We start from the raw sequence: 20,099 nt of genomic DNA on the forward strand, positions 1-20,099 counted from the left end.
GTCGTTTTCCGGCCGGGATCCCGCCCCTAGACTCTGCGCATGCCCGAGTTCGTCGACGCCTATGGCATCACCACGGTCTACGACGTCTACGAGGCGGAGGCGCCGCGCGCGGTCGTCCAGCTCCTGCACGGCGTGGGCGAGCACGCCGGGCGCTACGGTGCCCTGATCGACGCCCTCGTCGCCGACGGCTACACCGTCTACGCCGACGACCACCGCGGGCATGGACGCACGGGCCTGCGACAGTGGAACGGCGACCACGGCAAGCTCGGCCGCCTGGGACCCGGCGGCCTCGCGGCGGCCCGCGACGCCGTCTGGACCCTCACCCAGATCATCCGCCAGGCGCACCCCGACCTGCCGCTCGTCCTCCTCGGGCACTCTTGGGGCTCGTTCCTCGCGCAGATGCTGGTGGATCGGCATCCGGATGCCTATGACGCCCTCGTCCTGAGCGGCTCCGCGCTCCGCTGGCCCGGCGCGCTGAACTCCGGCGATCTCAACGCCCCGTGGAAGCACCTCAAAGGCACCGGCCTGGAGTGGCTGTCGAGCGTCGAGCAGGTCGGCCGGGACTTCGTCGCCGACCCCCTCACGACCTCGACGCCGCTGCTGCGGCTCTTCGGCCCGATCGACACCGCGCGGCTCATCGGCCGCCCGCGTCGGGATCTCGGGCACGACATTCCGACGCTCCTCCTCGTCGGACGCGACGACACCGTCGGCGGACCCCGCAGCGTGCACCGTCTCGCCGACGCCTACCGGAACCGCTCCGGCTTCACCGACGTCACGACGCTCGTCTACCCCGGTGCGCGCCACGAGATCTTCAACGAAGCGGCGCAGGCCGAGGTCCGCGCCGACCTCGCCGCGTGGCTGGATCCGCGCTTCCCCCGGCGCGGCTGAGGGCGTGTGGGCGCATCGCCCGTCCCCGTGACGCCGGGCGGGAGCTCCGGCCGCGCGCCGTAGGCTGGAAGCATGCACGGCGAGTACAAGGTCCCCGGCGGGAAGCTGGTCGTCGTCGACCTCGAGGAACGCGACGGCCGCATCGCCGGCTTCCACCTCGCGGGCGACTTCTTCCTCGAGCCCGACGACGCGTTGGACGATATCGACGCGGCCGTGAACGGCCTCCCGGTCGAGTCGGACGTCCCGACGATCGCCGCCGCGATCCGCGCCGCCCTGCCCGAGGGTGCGCAGCTGCTCGGGTTCACGCCCGAGTCGGTCGCCACCGCGATCCGTCGCGCGCTCGTCACCGCGCCCGGTTGGGGCGACTTCGAGTGGGAGGTCGTGCACGACGCGCCCGTCTCACCGCGCATGAACCTCGCGCTCGACGAGGTGCTCACCGCGCGCGTCGGCGCGGGCCTGCGCAAGCCCACGCTGCGCCTGTGGGAGTGGGACGAGAACGCCGTCGTGATTGGCTCGTTCCAGTCGCTGCGCAACGAGGTCGACCCCGAGGGAGCGGCGAAGTACGGGTTCGACGTCGTCCGCCGCATCTCCGGCGGCGGCGCGATGCTCATGGCCGCCAACTCGATCGTCACGTATTCGCTCTACGTGCCCGCGTCGCTGGTCGCCGGCATGACGTTCGCCGACTCCTACGCGTTCCTCGACGACTGGGTGCTGCAGGCGCTGCGCTCGCTCGGCATCGACGCGGTGTACCAGCCGCTCAACGACATCGCGGGTCCGCACGGCAAGATCGGCGGGGCCGCGCAGAAGCGCCTCGCCAACGGCGGAGTCCTCCACCACGCGACCCTCAGCTACGACATGGACGGTCAGGTGCTCACCGAGGTGCTCCGCATCGGCCGTGAGAAGCTGAGCGACAAGGGCACAGTGTCGGCCGCGAAGCGCGTCGACCCGCTGCGGAGCCAGACCGGTCTTCCCCGGGATGCCGTGATCCAGCGGTTCATCGACACCTTCACGACCCTCTACGGAGCGACCACCGGGCATATCACCGAAGAGGAATATGCCGAGGCCGAGGCCCTCGTGGCCTCGAAGTTCGCCACCGAGGCGTGGCTCCAGCGCGTTCCGTGAGCGGCACGACCCTGGACGGCGTTCTCGACCACGGCACCGTCGAGATCCACCACGCCGACAACCTCACCGTCACGCCCGGCCTCCCCGACGGCTCGTTCACGCTCGTCTACCTCGACCCGCCGTTCAACACCGGCCGCACGCGGTCGAAGGCCGTCGAGTCGGCACGGTGGACGCCTCCCGTCGAGGATGCCCCGGATGCCGAGGAGCCTCTCGTCCCGGCATCCGAACCCCCGCACGACCCAGCGATGCTCGTCTTTCCCGACGAGGAGGAACCCGCTCCGGCGCCGGTCGTGCAGCGCGGATTCCACGGACGCGACTACGCGCGGCTGCGTGGCGACCTCCGCACCTACGACGACCGCTTCGACGACTACTGGGCATTCCTCGAGCCGCGGCTCGAGGAGGCGTGGCGGCTGCTCGCCGACGACGGCACGTTGTACCTGCACCTCGACTACCGCGAGGTGCACTACGCGAAGGTGATGTGCGACGCGCTGTTCGGGCGCGAGCGGTTCCTCAACGAGCTCATCTGGGCGTACGACTACGGCGCGAAGACGCGGCGCCGCTGGCCGACGAAGCACGAGACGATCCTCGTGTACGTGAAGAACCCGTCCGCGTACTTCTTCGACTCGGATGCCGTGGATCGCGAGCCGTACATGGCTCCCGGCCTCGTGACCCCCGAGAAGGCGGCGCGCGGCAAGCTCCCGACCGACGTCTGGTGGCACACGATCGTGCCGACCACGGGCCGCGAGAAGACGGGCTACCCGACGCAGAAGCCCGAGGGGGTGCTGCGGCGGATGGTCCAGGCATCCAGTCGTCCCGGTGATCGGGTGCTCGACATGTTCGCCGGCAGCGGCACGCTCGGCGCCGTGGCGGCGCCGTTGGGGCGGCACAGCGTCCTGATCGACGACAACGCCGACGCCGTCGCCGTGATGCACGAGCGTCTCGCCGCGTTCCGCGGCTGAGCCGGAGCCGCTGCACGTGTGCGCAGGATCGGTCATCTGCGCAACCTCAGCGCGAATCGGGGGTTCCGATGTGAGGTTGTGCAGATCGGGGAGATTGCGACGGGCCGCCGGGGGTACGCGCCCGGCCGGAGGCTGCGCGGATCGACCGCAAGCCCGCGCGGATGTCGGACCTCGGCCCTAAGGTGAAGCCCATGGAATTCGGCATCTTCGTCCCGCAGGGCTGGCGTTTCGATCTGGTGGGCATCGACCCCGCCGAGCAGTGGCGGGCGATGAGCTCGCTCGCGCAGAGCGCGGACGAGGGGCCCTGGTCGTCCATCTGGGTGTACGACCACTTCCACACCACGCCGGTGCCGAGCGCCGAGGCGACGCACGAGGCGTGGACGCTGATGGCCGCGTTCGCCGCGGTCACCGACCGCGTCCGGCTCGGGCAGATGTGTACGTGCATGGGCTACCGCAACCCCGCGTACCTCGCGAAGGTCGCCGCGACCGTCGACCTCATCTCCGGCGGTCGTGCCGAGATGGGCATCGGCGGCGGCTGGTACGAGCACGAGTGGCGCGCCTACGGCTACGGGTTCCCGCCGATCGCCGAGCGCCTCGGACGGCTCCGCGAGGGCGTCGAGATCATGCACCAGGCCTGGACCACGGGCTCGGCGACCCTCGCCGGGAAGTACTACGAGGTCGACGGGGCGATCGTCCAGCCGCAGCCGCTGCAGCCCGGTGGCATCCCGCTCTGGATCGCCGGTGGCGGCGAGAAGGTGACGCTCAAGGTCGCGGCGAAGTACGCCTCGTACACGAACTTCGGCGGCTCGCTCGACGAGTTCGACCACAAGTCGGCCGTGCTCCGCGATCACTGCGAGACGCTCGGTCGCGACTTCGGCGAGATCACGCGCTCGACGAACTTCAACACGATCGTCGCGCCCACCGAGGCCGAGGCGGAGGACCGTCTGGCCGCGGTCGTGGCGCGTCTCCGGCCCCACGTGGGCGACGAGCGGGCGGAAGCCATCGAGGCCGACTACCGCGCATCCGACGCGTTCGGCACCCCCGAGCAGATCGTCGAGCGGCTGCGGGCCCGCGCCGAGCACGGCCTCGGCTACGCCATCCACTACTTCCCCGAGGCCGCGTACGACACCTCCGGCATCACGCTGTTCGAGCGCGAGGTGGTTCCGGCGCTCTGACGGCGCGGCGTTTGCGCAACCGTCGCGGAGACTTGGGGAGGTCTTGTTGCTGCCCCAGGGTGGTTCGCTGGCAATCGGAGGGTTAGGTCGCTGGTGCTTGTCTCGTCTCCGATACCAGAAAAGTTCCTGATCAAGTGACTAATGATGCTCGGCGGTTCATTCTGTCCGGCTTACTCACTCCTAAAGTCTGAGTCTCACTGCGGCCTACGACGAAAGTCGTCAGAACCCGACGGGCCGCAACTTCGATCAGGAGAAACCTATGAGTGATGCAGATCGACGCGCGGCGACGAGCGGTTCGGAACGTGCGATCGCAAGACGAACGCTGGTCGCCGGGGCGGCATGGACGATCCCCGCAGTTGCGCTGACGGCCGGTACACCGAGCTGGGCGGCCTCGACCCCACTCGTCCTCAAGTTTGGCAAGGCTGCTTACGCCGGGCAGGCTTGCGGCTCGATCCAAGGCGTGACTGTTACGGCTACGATGCAAAACCTCCCCGCGGCCAACACGGTGATCTCTTTCACCCTGTCGGGGGACTACACCTTCTCCGGGGGGGGGGGGGGGGGGGGGGGGGGGGGGGGGGGGGGTATCTCCAGCGCCACTGACGCGGCTGGGATGGTCACCCTTCCTTCGATAAATGTCCCTCCTGGCGGCGGATCGGGTCTCATCTCCGCGTCGGCCCAGGGAACTTCTGTCGCTGTCTCGCTCAACGCGCCGTCCGTGGGCACTCTTAAGGAAGAAGTTTGGGTGAGTTCAACGGGTAGCCCGGACGGGGAGCCGTCAATCATCCCCCTGGATTCGGTTCCACTTGCCGCAGGCTGGTACTGGCAATCCGGCACAACGGTGTATCGAAACGATGGGACGACGGCGGCGTCAAACGCCACGGCCGTGGACGCCGTCTACACAGACTGGGGGACGGGAAACGAGAAGCGGCTGGGGTGGGTTGGGCCGAATGGCGACCTCTACTACGAGGTGTGGAACACCCTCGGTAACCCTCCATTCCAAGGGAGCCCCAGTACTACTATCCCGAAGAATGCAGTCCCTCTCGCGGGTGGCTGGTATTGGAAGTCGGGTAACACGGTGTACCGCCAAGACGGGTCTACTCTTTCGGCCGACGTCGCGACCGTGGAGGCTGTATACACCAACTGGGGGAGCAACAACGAGAAGCGGGTGGGGTGGCTCTCCTCAGACGGGAAGCCTCACTACGAAGTGTGGAACTCTGCTATCCCCTTCCAGGGAACGCCCTCATCGACGGTCCCGTCATTCTCTCTTCCGCTCGCTGGAGGGCACTACTGGAAATCAGGCAGCGTTGTGTGGCGGATGGATGGCTCGACGGTTTCAAGTGATGTCGCGCAGATCGACGCGACATACAACAATTGGGGATCGGCGAATCAGAAGCGCGCTGGGTGGGTAACGTCTGGCGGCGATCTCTGGGAGGAAGTTTGGGGATCCAGCGGTCCGATCTATCAAGGACTCGTTCCGGGTCACAATCAGATGCCTAAGGGCCTGACTCCACTGGCGGCGGGGTGGTATTGGCGCTCTGGATCTACCGTATATCGAAATGACGCAACCACCGTCAGTTCGATTGTCAAAGATTTTGACGCAGCATTCGTGAATTGGGGTTCATCGAATCGAAAGCGTGCAGGATGGCGCGATACTCAAGCATGCTAATGATTGCTTGGTAACTCCGTTGCGGTGATTTCAAGAGCGAAAGTCCTCGCAGGGTCCGCCCATCCGGGTCGAGGCCAACACAGCGATTCCGTAACGGTGGTGGATCGGAGTGGGGTTGTGCTCGGCTTGCAGCGCCGGACACAGCCCCACTCCGACCTCTGCTGACCGTCGCCGCTCAGACGAGCGGCGCGACGTCGGCGTAGGCGTCGGGTTCGACGGACGGGATGGATGCCGGAGCGCCGAACACGCGCGCGCGGCGGGCCGTGGCGTCCCAGGCGGGCCATCCCGGATCGCCGTCGCTGACGAAGTGGACCGCGGCGGTGTGCATCGCGGCGGCGAGGTCCACGGGCGGAGCGTCGCCCGCGATCGTGCCGACGCCGTCGGCGCCGAGGTGGTCGAACCAGAACGGCACGTCGAGGCAGTGGCACGCGTAGCCGATCGGGGGTGAGGGCCAGGCGAACCGGTACACCCAGGTCGGGGCCGATGCCCGGGCGCGGGCGGTGCGCAGAACGACCGAGCGGATGAGGCGGTCCGAGACGTAACCGCCCAGCCGCGCGGCTCCGCCCCGGCGGCGTGACCGGGCGAGGTAGGCGCGACGTCGCGAGCGTCCGAGGCCGAGGAGCGCGAGGGCGAGGGGCACGGGCGCCAGATCGAGCAGACGCCGGGCGCGCGCGGTGATCATCGTGAACTCGTCGTCCGTCGAGCCGACGACGAGGGGGATGCCCGCCGAGGCCCCGTCTGCGAGCGCCTCGAGCGGCGACCGAGGGAGCACGTCGCCGTCGATGACGGGCCCGAGCGGCAGTCCGCCGTCGAGCAGCTCGGTCAGACCCGCGAGCCGCGCCCCACGCTCGGGCTTCTGGGCCAGCCGCTGCAGGTCGAGCAGCCGTTCCTCGGGGAGGGTGGCGAAGCCGTCCCGGTCGGGCCGCACGCCGGCGAGGGCCGCGAGCCGCTCGGCGAATCGACGCGCGGCCGGCGCGGCGACGGCACCCACCGCGGGGGGACAGCGCCATCGCGCGGGCGAAGAGACCGGATGCCGCGGGCGACGCCAGCAGTGCGAGCACCGACCCTCCGCCCGCGGACTGCCCCGCGATCGTCACGCGCGCGGGGTCGCCGCCGAACGCGCGAATCTCGTCGCGCACCCACTCCAGGGCGGCGATCTGGTCGCGGAGTCCGCGGTTGGACGGGGCGCCGTCGATCGCGCCGAAGCCGTCGAACCCGAGCCGGTACGAGAGGGTGACCGTCACCGCGCCGTCGCGCGCGAACGCGTCGCCGTCGTACCAGCGGCTCGCGGGGGACCCCGAGACGAAGCCGCCGCCGTGTATCCACACGAGCACCGGGAGAGTGGCATCCGGAGTCGCGTCCGCCGGCGCGAAGACGTTGACGTTCAGCGTGGCGTCGCCCGGCACGCTGGGTTCGGGAATGAGCGTGATGCCCGTGTCGCCGCGCTGAGCCGTCGGGCCGTAGGCCGTCGCGTCGAGCTCGCCCACCCAGGGGGCGACGGGCTCCGGGGCGGCGAACCGCAACGGCCCGACCGGCGCCTGCGCGAAGGGGATGCCGAGGAACACCGCCGTTCCGCCGCGCGTGAAACCGCGCACGCGACCCCGGGTGGTGGCGACGACGGGGGCTGTGGCATCCATCGCCCCATCCTGGCGCACGCGGCGCCGATGTTTCGCGACACCCCTGCGCCATAAACGCTCCGGCTCGGCAGAAACGCCGCGCCCGGGCGTTTCTGCCGAGCGCGAGCGTTTATGCCGAAGCTGCCCCGAGTATGTGCGGCACGCCGCGCTCCTACGCCTCGTCCCACCACCGCAGGACGCGCAGCGCGAAGAACGTCAGCCAACGCGACGGCTCGCCCGCGGGCACGTCGACCGGGAACCACTCGCGGCCCTCGGGCGGGTACGCCTGGTGCCAGGTGCCGTCGGGGTCGCGGGCCGCGCGCACCCGCTCGATCGCGTCGGCGAGGCGCGGATCGGGAGCCGTTCCGTCGTGCTGTGCGGCCGCGCGGAAGTGGTCGAGGGCGCGGAGCACGCTGTACCGATGCCGGAAGGGATACCCGAGGTGGTCCGCCCACCGGTGCTCCTCGCCGGTGGAGAGGCGGTACAGCAGCCGCCGTTCGAGCAGATACTCCTCCGCACCGTGCCGCGCGTCGCGCAGGGCCGGGGTCCCGCCGGTGCGCCGTTCGTCGTCGAGGATCCCGATCACCGAGTTCAGCGTCGAGGGGAACGACGACCGCGTCGAGCCCTCCACCCACTCGCAGTTCCAGCCGCCGTCGGGCAGACGATGGGTGACGAACCAGTCCCGGATGCCAGTGACCTCCGCCCCGAGCCACGCGCCGTTGGCGAGGGTGAACGCGTTGATGCAGGCATCCACTTCGCCGTCCCAGAACGGAAGATCCTCGTACTCCCAGCGGGCGTTGCGCTCGAGGAGCCCGGCCGTGTCGGGGCGGAGGGCGGTGGCATCCACGCCCCATTCGCGCAGGGACATCAGCGACCACGACGTCGCCGTCCAGGGTTGCGGCTCGTCACCGCGGAAGCCGGCGGGGAAGTGCGCGCCGCCGGCCCACTGCCCGTCGGGATCCTGCCGGGCGAGCAGCTGCGCGCCGAAGCCCTCGCGCGCGACCCGGGCGCGGGTCTCCTCCCACTGCGCCGCCGGCGCGTCGAGCAGGTCTCGCTCGACCTTCCACCGCAGCGCGGGGTCGCTGTCGTGCAGCCACGCGAGGACAGCGGCATCCGATTCCATGCCCCGCACGCTACGCCCGCACGGCCGGTCCGCATAGCACCGGGTCTCGGCGTGCGGCCGCGCCCCCTCGCCGCACGGCTGCGCGCGGCCGCGCCCCCTCATGCCGATAAACGCGATCCACGGGGAGAAACGGGGCGAGGCGCCGTTTCCTGCCGTGGATCGCGTTTATCGGGGAGGGGGACGCAGCGCCTCCGCCGTCCGCGGCGGTAGCGCCCGCCGCCGCCGACGGCGTCACGCGTCGCGGCGCGCGCCCTCCGACGGCGTCACCGTGAACACGTTCGGGGCGCGGAAACCGGATGCCGCGAAGGCGGCGTACACGGCGTCGGTCGCCGCCGGCACGAGCTCGGCGGGGATCAGCGCGATCGCCGCGCCGCCGAAGCCGCCGCCGGTCATCCGTGCGCCGAGCGCGCCCGCGTCCAGCGTCGTCTCGACGGCGAGGTCGAGCTCGGGCACCGAGATCTCGAACTCGTCGCGCATCGACGCGTGCGAGGCGGTGAGGAGGTCGCCGATCGCGCTCGGACCCGCGAGGTCGAGGGCCGCGACGGTGTCGAGCACGCGCTGGTTCTCGGTGACGATGTGCCGCACGCGACGGAAGGTCACGTCGTCGAGGATCTCCCGTGCGCGGGGCAGGTCGTCGACGGTGAGGTCGCGGAGCGCCCGCACGTCGAACGCGGCGGCGCCCTTCTCGCACGAGGCGCGACGCTCGCGGTACCCGCCCGACGCATGCGCGTGTTCGACGAGGGTGTCGACGACGAGGATCTCGAGGCCCGCCTCGGCGAACCCGAGCGGCACCGGCCGCGTCTGCAGCGTCCGGCAGTCGAGGAACGTCGCCGCGTCGGCCACGCCGAGCATGGATGCCATCTGGTCCATGATCCCGGTCGGGGCGCCGACCGCGTCGTTCTCGGCCGTGCGGCCCACGCGGGCGAGGGCGACCCCGTCGAGCCCGGTTCCCCACACGTCGTTGAGGGCGGAGGCCACGGCCCCCTCGATCGCGGCCGACGACGACAGACCGGCACCCACCGGCACCGCGGATGCCAGGGCGATGTCGACGCCGCGGGTCGCGGCATCCGGGACCTCGGCGCGCAGCGCCCACGCCACGCCCAGCGGGTACCCGGCCCAGCCGAGCCCTCCGGCGGCGATGCGGGCGTCGAGTTCGGCGAGCGACACCTCCACGGCGTCGTCGGCGAACGTCGAGCGGACGCGGATCACGTCGTCGTCGCGGAGCGCGACGGCGGCGGCGGTGCGCTGTGCGATCGCGAAGGGGAGGACGAAGCCCTCGTTGTAGTCGGTGTGCTCACCGATGAGGTTTGCGCGTCCGGGCGCGGACCACACGCCCACGGCGGGGGCGTCGGTCAGGGTGGCGAGCAGGGCGCGGGCGTCGTCGACGGCGGTCATGCCGTCACCTCCGGAACGGTGTCGAGGGCGGCGCGCAGGCGTTCGGCCTGCGACTCGGGGGTGATGTCACCGATCCAGGCGCCCATGGCGGCCTCGGATCCGGCGAGGTACTTCAGCTTGTCGGCGGCGCGGCGCGGCGACGTGATCTGCAGGTTGAGCCGGACGCTGTCGCGCGCACGGCCCACGGGCGCCTGGTGCCACGCGGCGATGTACGGCGTGGGGGTCTCGTACAGCGCGTCGATGCCGCGCAGCAGCCGCAGGTAGAACGGGGCGAGCTCGTCGCGCTCGGCATCCGTCGTCTCGGCGAGGTCGGCGACGTGACGGTGCGGCAGCACGTGCACCTCGATGGGCCACCGCGCCGCGAACGGGACGAACGCCGTCCAGTGCTCGCCACGCAGGACCACGCGGGGACCGGATGCCTCGAATTCCAGGATCCGCGCGATTAGGTCGGGCGACGTCCGCGAGACGGTGTCGAGCAGGCGCTGCGTGCGCGGGGTGACGTATGGGTAGGCGTAGATCTGGCCGTGGGGGTGGGGGAGGGTGACGCCGATCTCCTGTCCGCGGTTCTCGAACGGGAACACCTGCCGGATGCCGGGGAGCGCCGACAGCGCGGCCGTGCGGTCGGCCCATGCCTCGATGACCGTGCGCGCGCGGGTGCGCGACAGCGAGCCGAACGACCCCTCGTGCTCGGGGCTGAAGCACACGACCTCGCAGCGCCCGACGGAGGTGCGCGTGCGGCCGAGGCCGAGGTGTTCCAGGTCGTCGTCGCCGCGCGGCGGGTCGACGGCGGCCGGGGCGTCGCCGTGGGCGATGTCGAGCGCGGGACCGAACGACGGCGACTTGTTCTCGAACACCGCGACGTCGTAGCGCGACGGGACCTCGGACGGGTTCGTCGCCGTCTGCGGGGCGAGCGGGTCGAGGTGCGCGGGAGGCAGGAACGCCCGGTTCTGGCGATTGGATGCCACGGTGATCCAGTCGCCCGTGAGCACATCCTGTCGCATGGTCGCGGTCACCGGACGGGGGTCGAGGGTGCGCGCGTCGATGGCGCGCTCCGGGCCGAGCGTCGTGTCGGCGTCGTCGAAGTAGATCAGTTCGCGGCCGTCGGCGAGACGCGTGGAGCGCTTGACGACTCCGGCGCCGAGAGCCACCGCGGTGGGGCTGAGCGTGTTCACGATAACACGCTACAGATCGGGCGTGATATCGTCAACACGAGGGGGTTCGATGCCTGTATCGATGGCCGATGTGGCCGCGGCGGCCGGCGTGTCGGCGCAGACGGTCTCGCGCGTTGCGAACGGCAGCCCGCGCGTCGATCCCGCCACCCGCGCCCGCGTCGAGAAGGCGATGGGCGACCTCGGGTACCGCATGCATCGCGCCGCCCGCGCGCTGCGCACCGGCCAGACCTCGACGATCGGACTCGTCGTCTCGACCCTGGCCTCGGTCGGCAACTCCCGCATGCTGCAGGCGATCTCGGAAGCGGCCGCGGCGCGCGACTACGCCCTCGCGGTGGTCACGGTGGGGGAGCGTGGCATCCGGGACGCCTTCGCCCGCCTGCGCTCGCAGGGCGTCGACGGTGCCGTGGTGCTGAACGAGGCGACCGAACTCGCGCGCGACGTCGACCCGCCCGGCGACCTGCACCTCGTCGTCGTCGATTCGCCGCCCGACCCGCGGTTCTCGATCGTCCAGACCGACCACGCCGGCGGTGCCCGCGCGGCCGTGGAGCACCTCCTCGCCCTCGGCCACGACACGGTGCACCACGTCGCCGGTCCCGCGCGCTCCTTCGCCGCGGCCGAACGCGAGCGGGGCTGGCGCGCCGCGCTCGTCGACGCCGGGCGGCCCGTGCCCGAGCTCGTGCGCGGCGACTGGACCTCGGCATCCGGTCACGCCGCCGTCTCGGAACTGACCGACGCGACCGCGGTCTTCGTCGCGAACGACCAGATGGCGCTCGGTGCGCTGCGGGCCTTCGCCGACGCCGGTCGACGCGTCCCGGAGGACGTCGCGGTCGTGGGTTTCGACGACATCGTGGATGCCGCGGAGTACCGCCCTCCGCTCACCACGGTGCGGCAGGACTTCGACGCCCTCGGCGCCCGCGCCGTCGCGGCCCTGGTCGCCGCGATCGAGGGCGGCCCGCACACGGGCGAGACGGTGCCCGCGACGTTGATCGTCCGCGCCAGCGCCCGCTGACGCCGTAGCCGGGGCCCCGGCTGCTGCCGGGTTTGGGGCGCGTTTCGCCGTTCGGGGCGGAGTTCTCACGCCCCAAACCGAGCGACGCGCCCCAAACCCAGAGGGGAAACCGAGCGACGCGCCCCAAACCGGGAGGGGACGCGTCGCGGCCTACTCCTCGAGCTGCCCCAGCGCGGGCTGCGCGACGAAACGGGCCACGGGCTCAGCGGCCTGCTCCAGCTCGAGCACGACGATCTCGTTTGTACCCGCGCGCAGCACCGGCGCGGGGAGGTACAGCGTCTCCTGCGGGACGTTCCGCCAGTACCGGCCCAGGAAGAAGCCGTTCACGAACGCGAAGCCCTTGCCCCACGCCGTGGTGTCGAGGAACAGGTCTGCCGGTGCGTCGAGCTCGAACGTTCCGCGCAGGAGCGCGCGGCCGAGCGCGCCGGTACCGGTGCCCGCGGCCGTCGCGAGATCGATCGGCGTCGCCGTCCAGCCGGTCAGCGGGGCGCCGTCGAACGTCGCGCCGCCGATCAGGCCCTTCTCCTCGCCGAGCCGGTGGCCGTAGTTGACGCGGCCCTGGTCCTCGACGAGCACCGTCAGCGTCGCCCCCGCCGGGATCGCGAGCGCGCGCTCGTGCAGCGTGCGGGACAGGCGCCCGACGAACACGCCGTCCACGTGTACCCACGCGAGGTCGCGGACCTCGCCGAACGCGAGCACGGCGGGAGCGTTCGCGGGCAGGTCGACGTCGTACCGCACGAGGGCCCCGAGGTGCCCGAGCTGTTCGAAGGTCTGCGGGTCGAACGTCGGCTCGGAACCCGTGGATGCCGGCATCCAGTCGCCCTCTCCCGAGAGCGCCACGTCGAACACCGGCGCATCCGGCCGCGGCGCGGGCTCGAGGTCGGGCACGGGCGCGTACTTCGCGATGACGTCGCGGAAGGCGTGGAACTTCGCGGTGGGGTGCCCGGCCTCGTCGATCGGTGCGTCGTAGTCGTACGACGTGACGATGGGGTCGAACCGGCCCTTGTCGTTCGACCCGTTGGTGGTGCCGAAGTTCGTCCCGCCGTGCACCATGTAGATGTTCACGGACGCGCCCGCGGCGAGCAGCACGTCGAGATCGTGGGCGGATGCCGCGGGGTCGGTGGTGTGGTGGATGCTGCCCCACCAGTCGAACCAGCCGTCCCAGAACTCCGAGCACATGAGCGGACCGGTGGGCTGGTGCTCGCGGAGGGTCTCGAGGCGCTCGGCGGAGCGGGAGCCGAACGAGCCGGTGAGGTGCAGCTCGGGGAGGCTGCCGTTCTCGAGCATCCACGGCATGGGCTGGTCGACGGTCGTGAGGGGCACGGTGATCCCGGCGTCGCGCGTGACGCGCACGAGCTCGCGCAGGTAGTCCTTGTCGGAGCCGTACGCGCCGTATTCGTTCTCGATCTGGACCAGCACGACGTTGCCGCCGCGGTCGATCTGCCGCGGGACGACGATCTCGTACACGCGCTCGAGGTACTCCGTGACGGCCGCGAGGTACTGCGGCTCTGAGCGGCGCAGGCCGATGCCCGGCGTGGAGGTGAGCCACACGGGCAGACCGCCGTTGTGCCATTCGGCGCAGATGTACGGTCCCGGGCGCACGATCGCGTGCAGACCTTCGGCGTGGACGAGGTCGAGGAAGCGTCCGAGGTCGTTCCAGCCCGTGGCATCCCATTCCCCGCGCACCGGCTCGTGCGCGTTCCACGCGACGTACGTCTCGATGGTGTTGAGACCCATCGCCTTGGCCGTGCGGATGCGGTCGGCCCAGTGCTCGGGGTGGATGCGGAAGTAGTGCAGCGTTCCGGAGATGACCTGGAAGGGTTCGCCGTCCAGGAGGAAATCGGTCTCGCCGATGGTGAAGGTGGTCACGTTCTCTCTCGGGTCAGGAGGCCAGCTGGACCCGCACGCGGGCCCACGCGAGCGGGGGAAGGGTGAAGCGCAGGATGCCGTCGACCACCTCGACCGGCAGGTCCGCCGGTGCGACGGGCTCGGCGTCGGCGGAGTTGGTGGTGTCGCGGTCGCCGCCCTCGGGGATGGTGATGACGACGGCTTCGGCGGATGCCACGGCGCCGAGGTCGAGCTCGACCTCGGTCGCCGCGTCGAGCGAGCGGTGGGCGAGGAAGACATGGACGGTGTCGCCGTCGACGGTGGCGATCGCGTCCACCGCGTCGACCTCGCCGTGGCGCGCCGTGGGGATACGGTCGCCGCGGACGTCGACGGGGACGACGTGGCCGGTCGCGGCCTCGGCCGTCAGGCGGAAGGGGTGGAACGTCGTCTGCCGCCACGCGGGTCCGCCGTCGGGCTCGGTGCGGATCGGGGCGATGACGTTGACGAGCTGCGCGAGGTTCGCCATCGAGACGCGGTCCGCGCGGCGCAGGAGCGTGATGAGCAGCGAGCCGACGACGACGGCGTCGGTCACGGTGTAGTCGTCCTCGATGAGGCGCGGCGCGATCGGCCAGTCGCCCGTGAACACGCGGGGCTTGTCGACCTCGTTCCACCGCGTCTGGTTCCACACGTTCCACTCGTCGACGCTGATGCCCACGGGCGCACCGTCGGGCGTCCGGGCGTCGACCTCGTCGATGATGTCGACGACCTCGCCGATGTAACGGTCGAGCGCGGCGCCGCTGGCGAGGAAGCTCTGCGGGTCGGACGGGTCTTCTTCGTAGTACGCGTGCACCGAGATGTGGTCGACCAGTCCGGCGGTGTGCCGCAGCACCGTGCGCTCCCAGTCGCCGAACGTGGGCATCTCGTGGTTGGAGCTGCCCGCGGCGACGAGCTCGACCGTCGGGTCGATGAACCGCATCATGCGCGCCGTCTCGGCGGCGAGGCGTCCGTACTCGTCAGCGGTCTTGTGCCCGATCTGCCACGGGCCGTCCATCTCGTTGCCTAGGCACCAGAGGCGGATGCCGAACGGTTCGTCGCGTCCGTTCGCGCGGCGGCGGTCGCTCAGCGCCGTACCGGACGGGTGGTTCGCGTACTCGAGCAGATCGGCGGCCTCGGCGACGCCGCGCGTGCCGAGGTTCACCGCCTCCATGACCTCGAGGCCCGCGGCATCCGCCCAGTCGGCGAACTCGTGCAGACCCACCTGGTTGGTCTCGGTGCTGTGCCACGCGGCATCCAGTCGTACCGGACGATCCTCGCGCGGCCCGACGCCGTCCTCCCAGCGGTAGCCCGAGACGAAGTTGCCGCCGGGGTAGCGCACCACGGTCGCTCCGAGCTCGCGCACGAGGGCGAGCACGTCGGAGCGGAAGCCGGCCGCATCGGCGGTGGCGTGTCCGGGCGAATGGATGCCGTCGTACACGCAGCGGCCCATGTGCTCGACGAACGTTCCGAACAGGCGGCGGGGCACCTCGGGGCCGGGTCGGCGCGGGTCGAGCGAGATGCGGGTGGGGGAGGTCATGCGGGCTCTCCTGGAGCGGGAAGGGAAGGAAAGGGGCGGGCCGCTCGAACTGCGGCCCGCCCCCGGTTCATCGACTTACTTGTTGACCGTGAAGCCCTGGTCGTTGCCGTACTGCACGAGCTGGTCCTGCCAGGTCGAGAGACCCTTGTTCAGGTCGCCCTTCGTGGCGTAGGCCTGGCCCACGGTGTCGCCGTAGATGCTGTTGGCGTAGACCTGGAAGGGCAGGTAGCTCCAGCCCTTCACGACGTCGCTCGACGCCTGCGTCAGGACCTGGTTGATCTGCTGGCCGCCGAAATAGTCCGACTTCTGGTCGACGAACGACGGGTCGCTCAGCTGCGCCGTGGTCGAGGGGAAGCCGCCCGACTCCGCGAAGATCTTCAGGCTCTCGTCGTCGTTGTTCAGCCACTTGAGGAAGCCCGCGGCCAGAGCCGGGTTCTTGCTCTGCTTGGTCACGGCCTGACCACCGCCGCCGTTCTCCGCCGTCGCCGGCTTGCCGTCGTACGTCGGGATCGGGGCGACGGCCCACTTGCCCGCGCCGTCTTTCACGGACGACTCGAGGACACCCGGCATCCAGGCGCCGATGACGAGCGACGCGATCGAGCCGTCACCGAGGCCCTTGAACCACTCGTCGCTCCAGCTCGGGGTGTCCGACAGTAGGCCGCCGTCGATGAGGCGGTTCCAGTTCTCGGCGAACTTCTTCGAGCCGGCATCCTGCAGGTCGATCGTCACGTTCGTGCCGTCGGCCTTGAAGGGGGTGCCGCCTGCCTGCCAGATCATGCTGGTGGTGAAGCCGGAGTCGCCGGTGTCGGCGGTGATGTACTTCGTCGGGTCGGCCGCGTGCAGCTTCTGCGCCGCGGCGTAGTACTCGTCCCACGTGGTGGGGACGGCGATGCCGTACTGGTCGAAGACCGACTTGTTGTAGAAGAGGGCCATGGGGCCCGAGTCCTGCGGGAGGCCGTAGATCTTGCCGTCGAAGTCGACCGAGCTCCACGGACCGGCGCTGTACGCGCTCTCCAGGTCGCCGAAGCCGTACGGGGCGAGGTCGAGCAGCGAGTCCGACAGCGCGAACTGCGGGAACGCGTAGTACTCGATCTGCACGACGTCGGGGGCGCCCGAGCCGGCCTTGATGGCGTTCTGGAGCTTGGTGTACTCCTCGGTGTTGGTGCCCGCGTTGACGAGGTTGACCTTCACCTTGGGGTACTTCTTCTGGAACGCCGCGACCTGCGCCTCGGCCGAGGGCGTCCACGACCAGTACGTGATCTCGCCGCCCTCCTGGAGCGCCTTCTCGATGTCGTCGGCGCTGCCGCCGTTGCTGCCGCCGCCCGTGCCGCCGCCGGAGCAGGCGGTCAGTGCGCCCACCGTGAGCGCGGTCGCTGCCACGGCGAACACGGCCCGCCGGGCGGCGGTGCCCTTGCGCATGAATGTCATCGGGATTCCTTCACTTCGTTGTTGTGGATGGGTGATGCGGTTTCCGGGGCAGGACGCTCCGGGTTCGGGAGGGAGTCGAGGGTCACTGCTTGACGCTTCCGGCGCTGAGGCCGGACTGCCAGAAGCGCTGCAGGACGAGGAAGGCGGCGACGATCGGGATCAGCGAGAGCAGGGCTCCCGTGATCACGAGGTTGTAGATCGGCTGGGCGCCGACGCCGGTGGCCTGCGCGTTCCACTGGTTGAGGCCGACCGTGAGGGGGTACCAGGCCGGGTCGCTCAGCATGATGAGCGGCAGGAAGTAGTTGTTCCACGTCGCGACCACGGCGAACAGCAGAACCGTCACGATGCCGGGGGTCAGCAGACGGATCGAGATGGTGAAGAACGTGCGGAACTCGCCCGCGCCGTCCATGCGCGCCGCCTCGAGCAGCTCGGTGGGGATGGCATCCGTCGCGTACACCCAGATGAGGTACAGGCCGAACGGGCTGATGAGCGACGGGATGATGATCGCCCACGGGGTGTTCGTGAGGCCCAGCTGGCTGAACAGCAGGAAGGTCGGGACGGCGAGGGCCGTTCCGGGCACGGCGATCGCGCCGAGCACGACGGCGAACACCGCCTTGCGGCCGCGGAAGTTGTACTTCGCGAGACCGTAACCCGCGAGGGTCGCGAGCAGCGTCGCACCGCCCGCGCCGACGACGACGTACAGCAGGGTGTTGCCGAGCCAGCGGAGGAAGATGCCGTCGCGGTAGGTGAGCGTCTGCGCGATGTTGTCGAACAGTGCGAAGGTGTTGCCCGGGCCGAGGCCGAACGTGGTGAACAGGTCGGGCTGCGTCTTCGTCGCGTTGATGATCAGCCAGAACAGCGGCACCAGCGTGTACACGAGGTACAGCGCCATGACGATGGTGAGCACGACCGACTTCTTGCTCTGCGTCGGCGACGTGCGGGCGAAGCCGCGGCGCGAACGCGAGCGGGACGTGGTCACGGCCACGGTGTCGGTGCGGGGAGCGGTCGCGGTGGTCATCGCGCCTCCTGACGAGAGCCGCGCAGCTGCACGACGTAGGCGATGACGGCGGTGATGACGCCCATGATGATCGCGACCGTCGCCGCGTAGTTGTACTGCTGACCCGCGAACGACAGGTTGTACGCGTACATGTTCGGCGTGAAGAACGTCGTGATCGTGTTCGGGGCCAGGGGCTTGAGGATGTTGGGCTCGTTGAACAGCTGGAAGCTGCCGATGATCGAGAAGATCGTGGCGATCACGATCGCTCCGCGCACGGCCGGGATCTTGATCGAGAAGATCGTCCGCCAGGCGCCGGCACCGTCGATGGATGCCGCTTCGTACAGCTCGCCGGGAATCGTCTTGAGCGACGAGTAGAAGATCAGCATGTTGTAGCCGACGAACTGCCACGTGACGATGTTGCCGATCGACAGCAGCATCCATTCGGGAAGGAACGGCTGGACGAACGTGCCACCGAGCAGGTCGTTGAGGTTGCGCGTGAGGCCGAACTGGTCGCCGTAGATGTAGCCCCACATGAGCACGGCGACGACGGCGGGGACGGCGTACGGCAGGAAGATGACGATGCGGTAGAAGCCCGCGGCGTGGAGGCGCGCGCTGTCGATCGCGAGCGCGGCCGCCAGGGCGAGCAGGAGCATGATCGGCACCTGCACGACGAGGAAGAGCGAGACGCGGCCCAGGCCGTCCCAGAACTTCGGGTCGTTGAAGGCGGCGATGTAGTTCGCGAAACCGACGAACGCGTTGCCGCCGACGAGCTGGTCGCGGAAGAGGCTCAGGTACACCGAGTACACGAGCGGTGCGAGGAACACCAGCGCGAACACGATCGCGAACGGAGCGACGAACAGCCAGCCGCGATCGTCGATTCGGGTGCGCCGCCGGCGCCGAGGGGCGCGCAGTGCGGGCGGGGGTGCCGCGGTGGTCGTCATCGTCCGATTGCCTCTTCGTTGGTGCGCATCTCGGTCGGGTCGCTGAGATGTTGACGTAAACATAGCCGGAGGCCGCTAGCATGTCAACGTCAACATCCAAGGGGGCAGACGTGAGCGAGACGACGATGACGTCGACCACGGCGGGGAAGCGCGGGCGGCGCCGCGAAGTCTCGATGGCGGACGTCGCCGCCGCGGCGGGGGTGTCGGGGCAGACGGTGTCGCGCGTCGCCAACGACCGCTCCAACGTCGATCCCGAGACGCGTCAGCGCGTGCTGGACGCCATGGCCTCGCTCGGCTACCGCCCCAACAGCGCCGCGCGCGCGCTTCGGTCGGGCCGCTTCCGCAGCATCGGCGTGATCATGTTCTCGCTGAGCTCCTACGGCAACACGCGCACCCTCGACGCGCTCGCGTCGGTGGCCGCGGCATCCGGGTACTCCATCACCCTCATCACGGTGCAGACGGCTTCGCAGAGCGACGTGTCCGGAGCGTTCCTCCGCCTGCGGGAGCACGCCGTCGACGGGATCGTGATCCTCATCGAAAAGCATCGGCTCGGAGAGAACGAGCTGTCGATCCCCTCGGGGCTGCCCGTCGTCGTCGTCGACTCGAGCGCCGACTACCCCTACGCCGTCGTCGACAACGACCAGGCGCAGGGCGCGCGCCTGGCGACCGAGCACCTGCTCGACCTCGGACACGAGACCGTGTGGCATGTGTCGGGCCCGCCGGAGTCCTTCGCCGCGGAGCGTCGCCGCGACGCCTGGCGCGCGGCCCTGGAGGAACGTGGATGCCAGGTCCCCCCGGTGCAACTCGGCGACTGGACCGCAGAATCCGGGCACCGCATCGGCGCGGCGCTCGCGCAGGATCCGGCCGTGACCGCGGTGTTCGCGGCCAACGACCAGATGGCGCTCGGCGTCATCCGTGCGCTGCACGAGGCCGGGCGCGCGGTGCCGGGGCGGGTGAGCGTGGTCGGCTTCGACGACATGCCCGAGTCCGCGAACTTCTGGCCCCCGCTCACGACCGTGCGCCAGCGCTTCGAGAGCGTCGGCGAAGAGGCCATGAGCGCACTGATCGCCGATATCGAGGGCGCCGGCGGCGAGCACGCCCGCACCCTCATCCCGACGTCGCTCGTGGTGCGGCAGAGCTCCGGGCCGCGGGCCTGACGCGCTCTGCGGGGCGGGTGTCGTTGCGGCGCCGGTGCCGGTGCGCGCGGT

15 protein-coding genes and 1 pseudogene are annotated in these 20,099 nt (G+C 70.4%); 6 read left to right on the forward strand and 10 right to left on the reverse strand.

What is annotated here, in order from left to right:
• The first annotated feature begins 39 nt into the window (after positions 1-39).
• The 4 genes from RKD05_RS08600 to RKD05_RS08615 all read left to right on the forward strand — a co-directional run bounded on the left by RKD05_RS08600 (position 40) and on the right by RKD05_RS08615 (position 4,144).
• On the forward strand, positions 40-888 hold the full coding sequence (locus RKD05_RS08600) for an alpha/beta fold hydrolase (protein ID WP_424709394.1): 849 nt from the start codon (positions 40-42) through the stop codon (positions 886-888).
• 72 nt (positions 889-960) lie between these two features.
• Positions 961-2,010 carry a lipoate--protein ligase family protein gene (locus RKD05_RS08605; RefSeq protein WP_424709395.1) on the forward strand — a complete coding sequence of 350 codons (1,050 nt, stop codon included), beginning with the start codon at positions 961-963 and terminating at the stop codon, positions 2,008-2,010.
• Positions 2,007-2,969, forward strand: a complete 963-nt coding sequence (locus RKD05_RS08610) for a DNA methyltransferase (RefSeq protein ID WP_424709396.1) — start codon at positions 2,007-2,009, stop codon at positions 2,967-2,969. The genes RKD05_RS08605 and RKD05_RS08610 overlap by 4 nt, the downstream gene beginning before the upstream one ends.
• A 191-nt stretch (positions 2,970-3,160) precedes the next feature.
• Positions 3,161-4,144 carry an LLM class F420-dependent oxidoreductase gene (locus tag RKD05_RS08615; RefSeq protein WP_424709397.1) on the forward strand — a complete coding sequence of 328 codons (984 nt, stop codon included), beginning with the start codon at positions 3,161-3,163 and terminating at the stop codon, positions 4,142-4,144.
• 1,841 nt (positions 4,145-5,985) lie between these two features.
• On the opposite strand, the gene RKD05_RS08620 is transcribed toward RKD05_RS08615, so the two are convergent.
• The 5 genes and pseudogenes from RKD05_RS08620 to galT all read right to left on the reverse strand — a co-directional run bounded on the left by RKD05_RS08620 (position 5,986) and on the right by galT (position 11,116).
• Positions 5,986-6,801: a hypothetical protein gene (locus tag RKD05_RS08620; RefSeq protein WP_424709399.1), complete on the reverse strand. Its 816-nt coding sequence runs from the start codon at positions 6,799-6,801 to the stop codon at positions 5,986-5,988.
• Positions 6,802-6,865: 64 nt separating this feature from the next.
• Positions 6,866-7,447, reverse strand: a pseudogene (locus RKD05_RS08625) (carboxylesterase family protein); the annotation flags it as partial.
• A gap of 151 nt (positions 7,448-7,598) precedes the next feature.
• Positions 7,599-8,549 (reverse strand): squalene cyclase, encoded by a 951-nt coding sequence (locus tag RKD05_RS08630; protein WP_424709400.1) that lies wholly within the window; start codon positions 8,547-8,549, stop codon positions 7,599-7,601.
• Positions 8,550-8,780: 231 nt separating this feature from the next.
• Positions 8,781-9,944 (reverse strand): galactokinase, encoded by a 1,164-nt coding sequence (gene galK, locus RKD05_RS08635; RefSeq protein WP_424709402.1) that lies wholly within the window; start codon positions 9,942-9,944, stop codon positions 8,781-8,783.
• Positions 9,941-11,116, reverse strand: a complete 1,176-nt coding sequence (galT, locus tag RKD05_RS08640) for a galactose-1-phosphate uridylyltransferase (RefSeq protein WP_424709404.1) — start codon at positions 11,114-11,116, stop codon at positions 9,941-9,943. Before galT ends, galK begins: the two co-directional genes overlap by 4 nt.
• 49 nt (positions 11,117-11,165) lie before the next feature.
• On the opposite strand from galT, the gene RKD05_RS08645 reads away from it, so the two are divergent.
• The gene (locus tag RKD05_RS08645; RefSeq protein WP_424709405.1) at positions 11,166-12,125 is read left to right on the forward strand and encodes a LacI family DNA-binding transcriptional regulator; all 960 of its coding nucleotides are present in this window, start codon (positions 11,166-11,168) and stop codon (positions 12,123-12,125) included.
• Positions 12,126-12,275: 150 nt separating this feature from the next.
• Here RKD05_RS08645 and RKD05_RS08650 read toward each other — a convergent pair whose 3' ends face one another.
• The 5 genes from RKD05_RS08650 to RKD05_RS08670 form a co-directional block, all read right to left on the reverse strand.
• On the reverse strand, positions 12,276-13,994 hold the full coding sequence (locus RKD05_RS08650; protein ID WP_424709407.1) for a beta-galactosidase: 1,719 nt from the start codon (positions 13,992-13,994) through the stop codon (positions 12,276-12,278).
• 13 nt (positions 13,995-14,007) lie between these two features.
• Positions 14,008-15,525: an alpha-N-arabinofuranosidase gene (locus RKD05_RS08655; RefSeq protein ID WP_424709408.1), complete on the reverse strand. Its 1,518-nt coding sequence runs from the start codon at positions 15,523-15,525 to the stop codon at positions 14,008-14,010.
• 75 nt (positions 15,526-15,600) lie between these two features.
• Positions 15,601-16,953, reverse strand: a complete 1,353-nt coding sequence (locus tag RKD05_RS08660; protein ID WP_424709409.1) for an ABC transporter substrate-binding protein — start codon at positions 16,951-16,953, stop codon at positions 15,601-15,603.
• Between the two features lie 82 nt (positions 16,954-17,035).
• On the reverse strand, positions 17,036-17,845 hold the full coding sequence (locus RKD05_RS08665; protein ID WP_051038574.1) for a carbohydrate ABC transporter permease: 810 nt from the start codon (positions 17,843-17,845) through the stop codon (positions 17,036-17,038).
• Positions 17,846-17,967: 122 nt separating this feature from the next.
• Positions 17,968-18,891: a carbohydrate ABC transporter permease gene (locus RKD05_RS08670; protein ID WP_424709411.1), complete on the reverse strand. Its 924-nt coding sequence runs from the start codon at positions 18,889-18,891 to the stop codon at positions 17,968-17,970.
• A gap of 173 nt (positions 18,892-19,064) precedes the next feature.
• Here RKD05_RS08670 and RKD05_RS08675 point away from each other — a divergent pair, with 173 nt between their 5' ends.
• Positions 19,065-20,048: a LacI family DNA-binding transcriptional regulator gene (locus tag RKD05_RS08675; protein ID WP_156496107.1), complete on the forward strand. Its 984-nt coding sequence runs from the start codon at positions 19,065-19,067 to the stop codon at positions 20,046-20,048.
• Positions 20,049-20,099: the final 51 nt, after the last annotated feature.

Source organism: Microbacterium sp. SLBN-111, assembly GCF_049739645.1.
Lineage (GTDB): Bacteria > Actinomycetota > Actinomycetes > Actinomycetales > Microbacteriaceae > Microbacterium.